This is a genomic window from Pseudomonas sp. C9D1 (genome assembly GCF_056491235.1).
In genome coordinates, this window is record NZ_JBSZIE010000001.1 from 1,054,349 (window position 1) to 1,063,732 (window position 9,384).

Annotated in this window: 8 protein-coding genes; 1 reads left to right on the top strand and 7 read right to left on the bottom strand. The window is 65.8% G+C overall.

What is annotated here, in order from left to right; genetic code table 11:
- Nucleotides 1–9: 9 nt before the first annotated feature.
- The 4 genes from ACXI0U_RS05005 to ACXI0U_RS05020 form a co-directional block, all read right to left on the bottom strand.
- Nucleotides 10–348, bottom strand: coding sequence for an FKBP-type peptidyl-prolyl cis-trans isomerase (locus ACXI0U_RS05005; protein WP_111264020.1), 339 nt, complete (start codon nucleotides 346–348; stop codon nucleotides 10–12).
- Nucleotides 349–411: 63 nt separating this feature from the next.
- The gene (locus ACXI0U_RS05010; RefSeq protein ID WP_479549847.1) at nucleotides 412–1,134 is read right to left on the bottom strand and encodes a hypothetical protein; all 723 of its coding nucleotides are present in this window, start codon (nucleotides 1,132–1,134) and stop codon (nucleotides 412–414) included.
- Nucleotides 1,135–1,239: 105 nt separating this feature from the next.
- Nucleotides 1,240–2,367, bottom strand: a complete 1,128-nt coding sequence (locus ACXI0U_RS05015; protein WP_479549848.1) for a PilT/PilU family type 4a pilus ATPase — start codon at nucleotides 2,365–2,367, stop codon at nucleotides 1,240–1,242.
- A 182-nt stretch (nucleotides 2,368–2,549) separates the two neighbouring features.
- A complete protein-coding gene (locus ACXI0U_RS05020) occupies nucleotides 2,550–2,831 on the bottom strand; it encodes a peptidylprolyl isomerase (protein ID WP_111264017.1) in 282 nt (93 codons plus the stop codon).
- Nucleotides 2,832–3,491: 660 nt separating this feature from the next.
- Between ACXI0U_RS05020 and ACXI0U_RS05025 the strand changes: the two genes are divergently transcribed.
- Nucleotides 3,492–4,079, top strand: a complete 588-nt coding sequence (locus ACXI0U_RS05025; RefSeq protein WP_479549849.1) for an eCIS core domain-containing protein — start codon at nucleotides 3,492–3,494, stop codon at nucleotides 4,077–4,079.
- A 6-nt stretch (nucleotides 4,080–4,085) separates the two neighbouring features.
- On the opposite strand, the gene ACXI0U_RS05030 is transcribed toward ACXI0U_RS05025, so the two are convergent.
- From ACXI0U_RS05030 to ACXI0U_RS05040, 3 genes are read right to left on the bottom strand one after another with little or no spacing between them, the layout of a single operon-like run.
- Nucleotides 4,086–5,441 (bottom strand): HlyD family type I secretion periplasmic adaptor subunit, encoded by a 1,356-nt coding sequence (locus ACXI0U_RS05030; RefSeq protein ID WP_316926872.1) that lies wholly within the window; start codon nucleotides 5,439–5,441, stop codon nucleotides 4,086–4,088.
- Nucleotides 5,442–5,450: 9 nt separating this feature from the next.
- Nucleotides 5,451–7,610, bottom strand: coding sequence for a type I secretion system permease/ATPase (locus ACXI0U_RS05035; protein ID WP_479549850.1), 2,160 nt, complete (start codon nucleotides 7,608–7,610; stop codon nucleotides 5,451–5,453).
- A gap of 23 nt (nucleotides 7,611–7,633) precedes the next feature.
- Nucleotides 7,634–8,989, bottom strand: coding sequence for a TolC family outer membrane protein (locus ACXI0U_RS05040; protein ID WP_263403270.1), 1,356 nt, complete (start codon nucleotides 8,987–8,989; stop codon nucleotides 7,634–7,636).
- Nucleotides 8,990–9,384: the final 395 nt, after the last annotated feature.

Sequence of the window (9,384 nt, forward strand, 5' to 3'; positions counted from 1 at the left end):
AGGGTGGGGTCAATCGTCCCGGGTCAGCACTTCCAGCAGCTCGATCTCGAACAGCAGGTTCGAGTTCGGCGGGATCCTGCCCACCTGGCGTTCGCCGTAGGCCAGGTGCGCGGGGACCTGCAGCTTGCGTTTACCGCCCACCTGCATGCCCATCAGGCCCTGGTCCCAGCCCTTGATCACCCGGCCGGTGCCGATGACGCATTGGAAGGGGCGGCCTTTTTCGATGGAGGAGTCGAACAGGGTGCCGTCCTCCAGCCAGCCGTTGTAGTGGGTGGTGATCAGTGCACCCTTGACCACGGCCTTGCCGTCGCCCGGATGGATGTCCTCGATCTTCAGTTCGTCGCTCATGGCTGCTCGCTCGCCGTTGGGGTGCCGCGTTTTCGCAGGAAGCGCGGCGCTTGGCAAGGGGGCTCAGTGGTCTCTGCCTTTGCCGATGCGCTGGATGGCCTGGTCGATCCGCTCCAGTGTGTCGGCGCTCACCGCATGGCTGCACATCAGGTGGCGCGGGCGACCCGGGGGCATGTCGGGGAATTCCAGTCGGACGAGTTCCTGCAGGGCGTAGCCGGGCTGGCCTGCGGCCCAGCGGAAGTCGTAGGGGTCGGTGAGGGTGTAGTCGAAGCGGTTGGAGGCCAGCAGGCGCAGTTGGTCGATGGGCGGCTGGTTGCTGGGCACCACGGCCTTGCCCATGCCGGCGATCCGTCGGTCCAGTTCCTCGCCATAGGAAAAGCCTTCGGACACGCCCAGGCGCAGCTGCGGGTCCGCCATCAGTTGGCGCAGGCTCTTGAAGCCGCCGAGCCGGGGCAGGGCGGTGCGGCTGGTGACCACGACCAGGCTCAGGGGCGGGCGGATGGGCAGGCTGAAGTGGGCGAAGCGCGCACGTTCCGCAGTGCGTATCCAGCCAACCGAGCAATGGGCGCGGTGCTCGTTCTGTATCTGCCAGAGGATGCGCTTGGCCGGCAGGGTTACCAGTTCCACCTCCAGGCCTGCACTGGCGAACAGGTGCCGGATTTCTTCGCGACTGCCGTCGTTCTTCTGGAACAGCGTGGAGTCGTCGATGAAGCTGACCCGGAGCGACGGCAGGGATGGCTCAGCGCCGCCGAAGCCGGATTGGAACAGGAGCAGCAGGGCGGCCACGGCTGGAAGGCGTCGACGGATGGCGATTTCAAAGTCTCCATGTGGGGGCTTGGGGCGGAGACCGGGCGGGTCAACGGATGAGCTGAGTGTAGTAAAGCGCGGCCATCAATGGTCGCGCAGCACCTTGCGCTCGCTGTCCTGGGGGGCGAAGCCGCGTTCGAGCTTGATCTTCAGCGACAGGTCGGTGCGCGAGTCGGCGAACTTCAGCGCTTCGGAGAGGCTGATGCGCCCGGCCTCCACCAGCTTGAACAGGCTCTGGTCGAAGCTGCAGGAGCCGCTTTCCAGGGCGTTCTCGATGGCGCTCTTCAGCTCATGCAGCTCGTCACGCAGGATCAGGTCACGCACGTGGGGCGTGCCCAGCATCAGCTCCACCGCCGCCACGCGCTTGTGGTCGATGCCCGGTACCAGGCGCTGGCCGACCATGGCCAGGAGGTTCTGCGAGAGGTCGCCGAGCACCTGGCGCCGCGCCTCGTCGGGGAAGAAGCGGGTGATGCGTTCCACCGCGTGGCGTGCGCTGGTGCCGTGCAGGGTGGCCACGCACAGGTGGCCGGTCTCGGCGTAGTGCAGGGCGTGCTGCATGGTTTCGGCGTCGCGCACCTCGCCGAGCATGATCACGTCCGGCGCCTCGCGCAGCACGTTGCGCAGGGCGGCGGAGAAACTGTGGGTGTCCAGGCCGACCTCGCGCTGGTCGATGATCGAGCGGCGGTGGCTGTGGAGGAATTCGATGGGATCTTCGATGCAGACGATATGGCCGCTGCGCTGGGCGTTGCGGTGGTCGAGCATCGCCGCCAACGTGGTGGACTTGCCGGAGCCGGCGGCGCCCACCACCAGGATCAGGCCGCGATCCTGCAGGGCGAGTTTCTCCAGCAGCGGCGGCAGGCCGAGGCTTTCCAGGCTGGGGATGGTGGTCTTGATCAGGCGCACCACCATCGAGACCTCGCCGCGCTGCAGGTAGAGGTTGAGGCGGAAGCGGCCGCTGCCCGGCAGGCTGATGGCCAGGTTGAGTTCCAGCTCGCGGTCGAACTCTTCCTGCTGGCGTGGGCTGATTAGCTGCGCGGCCAGCTGGCGCACTTCGCCCGCCTGCAGTACACGCTCGCCCACGGGACGCGCGTGGCCCTCGATCTTGATGTGCGGCGGTGCGCCGACGCTGAAGAACATGTCCGAGCCGGCGTGCTGGTGCAGCAGCTCCAGGTAGGGGAAGACGCTGGGCGTCGTCTCGTTCGGGTCGCTCATCCTGCCTCCTTTCATCGAGGGGCAAGCCTAGCAGTGGTTCCGGCCAGGAGGCTATTAGGGGAAATTGCCGCAGGTTCGCGACCTGGTCGGGGGCAATCCTGCCGTGTGGCCGTGAAGTTGGGGGGAGCGGAGGTGTAACGGGGAAGGGAAGGGCGCCGCGATGACGACGCCCTGGCCGGGAATCAATCCTGGCGGCTGGTGACTTCCACCAGGTGGTAGCCGAACTGGGTCTTCACCGGGCCTTGTACGACGTTGACCGGGGCGCTGAAGACCACCGTGTCGAACTCGCGAACCATCTGGCCGGGGCCGAAGGAACCGAGGTTGCCGCCGTCACGGCTGGACGGGCAGGTGGAGTTGTCCTTGGCGACCTGGGCGAAGTCGGCGCCCCCTTCGATGGCGGCTTTCAGTTCGTTGCACTTGGCTTCGCTGGAAACCAGGATGTGGCGGGCGGTTGCGCGGGGCATGGCAGGACTCCTCTTGAAGAAAGCGCAGAGCCTACCGGAATCGAATGAGCCGTCAACGGCCGGTGGCGTGGGTGGTATGGCGCAGGGATGGAGGTCGGGTGAAACCCGGCAGATGAATTGGCGTATTGGTGGAGTATTTTGAGCTCAGCTGATTTCCGAGCTTTGCTGGTGCTTCTGGTTTCGCCCCCCCGGGCGAGTCACTTTTCGCAGTCGCAGTCGCTCCAAAAGTAACCAAAAGAGCTTGCCCCTCCATATGGGTCTGGCTGAAGCCAGACTTCCCTCGCTCCATCGTCCTTCCAGGGGCACGCCGCGAAGGGCCATCCCTGGCCCATCGCGGCTCTCGCGACATCCATGTCGCTCAACCCCTTCCACGACGATTCGCTCGGCCTCCTGGGAAGGGGCGTTTGTCGCTGCCCAGCCTCCATTCCTCAACGGGTAGGCCGGGGTGCGCATCACCTTTCCGTGCGGGCGGCACGCCCTATGTGGCGCCTCGTAGGATGGGTAGAGCGAAGCGAAACCCATCGCGCGGAGTTATAGGCGAATCAGGTCTACCGTCTGGGCGGTGTAGGGTTGCGCCTACGGTGACGAATAACACCGTTTGCCGTTGTCTCAATGGCGCCTATCCACCACCATCGCCGCTTGGCCTTTCGAGAACCCTCCATGCCCCGCGCCTTGCCCGTTTCCCTGTTGCTGGCCCTGTTCGTAACCGCTGCCCCGCCCCTGGCGTTCGCCTGTGCGGAGGGGGAGACCGAGGTGTGCCTCGGCGGTTGCATCTGCGTGCCCGACCCCAATGGCGTGCTGGCGCCTTACCAGGAGCGGGCCGGCGCGGTGGCGGCGTCGGCGCTGGAGGGCTGGCTGCTGCGTTCGCGGGAGTCGGCGGCGCGGCAGGGCACCTTGCCGATCCCGGCGGAGATACGCCAGCGCCTGCTGCCCTGGTACCCGGCCGAGCTGCTGGATGCGGTGCGCTACAAGGTGGGCGACAGCGACGAGATGAACGCCGCGCGCACCATGCTGCAGAACCCCGATATCAAGGCGGTGACCCTGGTGGACATCATCGTCTTCCGCACCGAGGACGCGGCCTTGCACGACGTGGCGCTGTGGGCCCACGAGCTGTTCCACGTGCAGCAGTACCGGGACTGGGGCAGCGCCGGTTTCGCCCAGCGCTACAGCCGCGATTTCAACGCGGTGGAAGCGCCGGCCTATTCCCGGCAGCTGGAGGTGAGCCGCGCCCTGCGGCGCGGCGAGTGAGGCGGATCAACGCTCGCGCATGGCTTCCGAGCGGGCCTTGAGCACCGGCTTGAGCAGGTAGTCGAGCACGCTCTTCTCGCCGGTGATGATGTCCACCGTGGCGATCATCCCGGGGATGATCAGCAGCGGGTGGTCGTCCTTGCCCAAGTGGCTTTTGTCGGTGCGCACCTGGATCAGGTAGAAGCTGTTGCCCTTGTCGTCGGTGATGGTGTCGGCACCGATCAGTTCCAGCTTGGCCTTGAGGCCGCCGTAGATGGTGTAGTCATAGGCGCTGAACTTGACCATCGCCTTCTGCCCCGGGTGGAGGAAGGCCACGTCCTGCGGGCGGATGCGCGCCTCGATCAGCAGGTTGTCCTCCAGGGGCACCACTTCCACCATGTCGTTGCCGGGCTGCACCACGCCGCCGATGGTGTTGACCTTCAGCTGCTTGATCACGCCGTTGACCGGGGAGACCACGGTGGTGCGGGTGACGCGGTCGTCGATGGCCTTGCCGGTGGAGGTGATCTTCTGCAGCTCGGTGCGGGCTTCGTTGAGCTCCTTGAAGGCATCGGACTGGAACGACAGCTTGCTTTCTTCCATCTTCCGCTCGATTTCCTTCACCGCCGCCTCGGCCCGGGGGATGGCCAGGTTGGTGCCGTTGAGCTCGCCGCGCATTTCCACCGCGCTGCGGCGCAGGCGCAGGATTTCCACCTCGGAGATGGCGCCGGTGCCCACCAGCGGCTGGGACATGTTCAGTTCCTGCTGCAGCAGCCCCAGGCTGGAGGCGTACTGCTGCGACTTGGAGCGGAATTCGGCCAGTTCCTGCTGCTTCTGGCGCAGCTGTTCCTGGAGGATGTGCTGCTCGCTGTCCAGGCGCTGCAGGCGCTTGCGGTACAGCGCCAGCTCGTCCTCGGCCAGTTGCGGCGAGGCCTTGGCGATGTCCGCCGGCACCGTGAAGGGGCGGTCCTCGGCTTCGGCGGAGAGCCGCTGCACACGGGCCATGAGTGCCAGACGGTCGGCTTCGGTCTCGCCCTTGTTGGAGAGGAAGCGGGTGTCGTCGAGGCGCAGCAGCACGTCGCCCTTGCTGACCACCTGGCCTTCGCGCACGAAGATTTCCGAGACGATGCCGCCTTCCAGGTTCTGGATCACCTGGATCTTGCTGGAGGGGATGGCCTTGCCTTCACCGGTGGTGACCTCCTCCAGCACGGCGAATTTGGCCCAGACCAGGGCGACGATCAGCAGCGTGCAGGCCACCCAGACGGTAATGCGGGTGCCGGTGGGGGAGTCCTCCAGTGCCGCGCCGTCCACCTCGGGCATGAACTCGGTGTCGGGCTTGCTGCCCATGCCGCCGAAGTAGTCGCGGACCGAACGGGTGTTTTCCATGATCCGCTCCTAGACGGCCGCCGGGCCGACGCGGCCCTTGCGCAAGGCTTCGATCACCGCGTCCTTCGGACCGTCGGCGACTATGTGGCCGCCATCGAGCACCACCAGGCGTTCCACCAGGCTGAGCATGGAGGCGCGGTGGGTGATGAGCAGCACGGTCTTGCCCTGGGCCCAGCCATGCAGGCGGTTGCGCAGGATGTCTTCGCTGGTGTTGTCCATGGCGCTGGTGGGTTCGTCCAGCAGCAGGATGGGCGGGTCCAGCAACAGCGCGCGGGCCAGCAGCACCGCCTGGCGCTGGCCGCCGGAGAGCAGCTGGCCGCGCTCGCCCACCGGGCGGTCGAAGCCTTGCGGGTGCTGGCGGGCCAGTTCGGTGACGCCGGTCAGCTCGGCCACTTCCAGCATCCGCGCGTCGTTCACGTAGCGCGCGCCGAGGGTCAGGTTGTCGCGCAGGCTGCCGGAGATCAGCGGCATGTCGTGGGTGACGAAGCCGATCTGGTGGCGCAGGTCGGCGACGTCCAGTTGGCGCAGGTCGATGCCGTCCAGCAGCAGCTGGCCCTGCTCGGGGCTGTAGAAGTTCATCACCAGGCGCGCCAGGGTGCTCTTGCCCGAGCCGCTGCGGCCGATGATGCCGACCCGCTCGCCGGCGTTCAGCCGCAGGCTGACGTTGGCCAGCGCGGGCGCGGCCTGGTCGGGGTAGCTGAAGCTCACCCCGCGCACGTCGATGGCGCCCTTGATGTGGGTGCGCTCCAGCGGTTGCTGCTTGTTCTCCCGTTCCTGGGGCAGGCCCATGAGCGAGTCGGTGCTCTTCATGGTCAGCTGCGCCTGCTGGTAGCGGGTGATCAGCCCGGCGATCTGCCCCAGCGGCGCCAGCACGCGGCTGTTGAGCATGTAGCTTGCCACCAGGGCGCCGACGCTGAGGTTGCCGGCGATGATGCTGTAGACCCCGGCGATGATCATCGCCAGGCCGGCGAACTGCTGCAGGAACATGGTGCCGTTGGTGACCACGGCGGAGAGGAAGCGCGCGTGGCTGTCCAGGCGGGTGAGGGCGCCGTGGGTACGTTCCCAGCGGTGCTGGCGCTCGCTCTCGGCGCTGCAGGCCTTGAGGGTTTCCAGGCCCGAGAGGGTTTCGATCAGCAGTGCCTGGCGTTCTGCGCCCAGGGCCAGGCTGCGCTGCACGGTGTCGCGCAGGCGGGTCTGGATGATCCAGGCGAAGATCGCGGTGAGGGGGAAGGCGAGCACCGGGATCACCACCAGCCAGCCGCCGAGCAGGCCGATCACCAGCAGCATGAGGATGGAGAAGGGCAGGTCGATGAGGCTGGTGAGGGTCACCGCGGTGAGGAATTCCCGCAGGCCCTGGAAGTCGTGGATGCTCTGGGCGAAGCCGCCGATGGTGGTGGGCCGCGCCTTCATCGACATGCCGGTGATGCGCTCGAACAGCGTGGCCGAGAGCACCACGTCGGTCTTCTTGCCGGCGGTGTCCAGCAGGTGCGCGCGCAGCACCCGCAGCAGCAGGTCGAAGCCGGTGCCGATGAGCAGGCCGATGGTCAGTACCCAGAGGGTGGAGGTGGCCTGGTTGGGCACCACGCGGTCGTAGGTCTGCATGACGAACAGCGGTACCAGCATGCCCAGCAGGTTGATCAGCAGGCTGGCCAGTACCGCATCGGTGTAGAGCCAGCGCGACAGCCGCAAGGTGTCGCGGAACCAGGATTTGACCCGGGGCACCAGGGGCGCGCGGGTCTCTTCCAGTTCATGGCGGGGGCGGGCGAAGAGGGCTTCGCCGCTGTACGCGGCGGCCAGCAGCTCGGGGTCGATCCACTGCTGGCCACCGTCGGACTCGCAGGGCAGGATCAGCGCGCGGCCGTCCTTGCCCCACTGGTTGAGCACCGCGCTGCGGCCGTCCTTCAACAGCAGCAGCACCGGCAGGTTGAGCGGTGAGATGGCCCCCAGTTCCCGGCGCAACAGGCGCCCTTGCAGGCCGACCCGTGCAGCGGCACGGGCCAGCAGGTCGGGTGTCAGTCGCTGGTTCGCCAGCGGCAGGCCGGCGGTGAGGCTGCCCCGGCTGGCGGGGCACTCATGCAGCCTGCACAGGATCAGCAAGCCGTCCAGCAACGGGTCGTCGTGGCTCTGCCGAGGGTCGACGGCGGCACCCGCCCTTTCCATGGTGGTCATCTACTGCTACTCCCGAACCGCGGTTACTTCATTTCCGGCAGACGGGCTTCGCTCTTCACTTCAGAAGCGGCGATGGCCTCAGCCGGGACGACGACGTTCTGCCGGCGCAGCAGATCGCCCATGGCGGAGATCACGCGGAACATGGCGAACTCTTCGGTGTAGCGCACCTCGACGTAACGCCGGTTGGCGGTGAAGAGTTCGTTGTCACTGTCGAGCAGGTCGAGCAGGGTGCGTTGGCCGAGGCCGAACTGCTGCTGGTACGCCTCGCGCACGCGCTGGGTGTAGTCGGCATAGTCACGCGCCTTGGGGGTTTGCTGGCGGGCGTTTTCCATGGCGTTCCAGGCCAGCGAGAGGTTCTCGTTGAGCACCCGCAGGGCGTTGTTGCGGATGTCCATGGACTGGTTGATCGAGTGCGCCGCCGCTTGCAGGCGGGCCTTGTCGCGCATGCCGTTGAACAGGTTGTAGTTCATCACCACGGCGGCTCGCCAGGTGTTGTAGTGGCCTTCATCGCCTTGCACGTTGTCGTCGGCGGTGGTGGCCAGCTCGGCGTCGAAGCGCGGGTAGAACGGTGACTTGGCCGACTCGTATTGCTTCTCCGCCGCCTGCACGTCGGCCTGGGCCGATTTCAGGAAGGGGTTGTTGTCCATCATGGTCTGGCGTGCGGCCAGCAGGTCCGCCGGCATTTCGCCGCGGATGGTCGCCGGGGTTTCCAGTTCGTCGGCCGGACGACCGACGGCGCTGAGGAAGTTGGCCTCGGCGTCGGCCAGGTTCACTTCCTCGGTGTAGAGGTTGTTCTCGGCCAGGGCCAGACGGGCGGCGGACTGGTCGGAGTCGGCCATGCTGCCGACGCCGCGCTGGCTGCGCAGGTTGATCTGGTCACCCACGCGCTGGTGCGACTGCAGGTTGTTGCGGGCCAGGGCCACCATTTCACGACGCTTGAGCACTTCGAGGTACACCTCGATGGTACGCAGCGCCAGGCTCTCGGACGTGCCCAGGGTGTAGTAGGCGCGGGAGTTGATCACCGCCTCGGTACGGCCCACCTCGTTAGGGGTGTTGAAGCCGTCGAAGAGCATTTGCCGCAGTCGCAACTCGGCGTTGCGGTAGTTCATCGTCTCCGTGTTGTGATCGCCCAGCGCGCGCGTGCTCGGACTATCGGTGTTTTCACGGCCCACGCCGGCTATCAGATCGACGGTTGGTAGATAGCCGCCCTTGGCGACCTTCTTCTCCTCGTCGGCGACGAGCCGTGCGTTGGCTGCTGCCCGGATCTCCGGGTGGTTGTCGAGAGTGCTCTGGATGGCCTCGGTGAGGTTCATCGCCTGGACCTGGGCGCTGGCGAGTGCCAACAGCATGCTGCTCCAGAGTGGGGTCATTGCTCGCATGAGAGGGTGTCTCCTTGTTCGATGCTCTTTTTACGGATCGCCATTTTTTTGGCGAAATCGCCTGTTCAACCGTTTCAGGCTTGTAACATCAGAGCTAAGAACATCTTTTGGAGAACCTAAGAAATTTTTTTCACATGGTTTATGCCGAAAAAATCTTATGCACTCCTCCGAATCGAGCACATCTTCTTTCCCTGTCAGCCGCGTTTATTAAGGCCTGCAGGGCCTTTTCGGCGAACGGCTTGGGTGGTCAAACCAGTTTCAGAGCCAAAGGGGCGGGGATGTTCTGATGGAGTAGTACGACACGGAGAATGAGTGACGATTTTTTGTCGCGAATTTTTTGACCTGAATACTGTCGTTCCATTCCGCTTCAGTTTTTCCTTTTTCCAGTCCCCGGT

What these genes read in the sequence shown, in the direction of transcription:
- ACXI0U_RS05005 (WP_111264020.1), bottom strand. Translation starts at nt 348, where the DNA reads ATGAGCGACGAACTGAAGATCGAGGACATCCATCCGGGCGACGGCAAG.
- ACXI0U_RS05015 (WP_479549848.1), bottom strand. Translation starts at nt 2,367, where the DNA reads ATGAGCGACCCGAACGAGACGACGCCCAGCGTCTTCCCCTACCTGGAG.
- ACXI0U_RS05020 (WP_111264017.1), bottom strand. Translation starts at nt 2,831, where the DNA reads ATGCCCCGCGCAACCGCCCGCCACATCCTGGTTTCCAGCGAAGCCAAG.
- ACXI0U_RS05025 (WP_479549849.1), top strand. Translation starts at nt 3,492, where the DNA reads ATGCCCCGCGCCTTGCCCGTTTCCCTGTTGCTGGCCCTGTTCGTAACC.
- ACXI0U_RS05030 (WP_316926872.1), bottom strand. Translation starts at nt 5,441, where the DNA reads ATGGAAAACACCCGTTCGGTCCGCGACTACTTCGGCGGCATGGGCAGC.
- ACXI0U_RS05035 (WP_479549850.1), bottom strand. Translation starts at nt 7,610, where the DNA reads ATGACCACCATGGAAAGGGCGGGTGCCGCCGTCGACCCTCGGCAGAGC.
- ACXI0U_RS05040 (WP_263403270.1), bottom strand. Translation starts at nt 8,989, where the DNA reads ATGCGAGCAATGACCCCACTCTGGAGCAGCATGCTGTTGGCACTCGCC.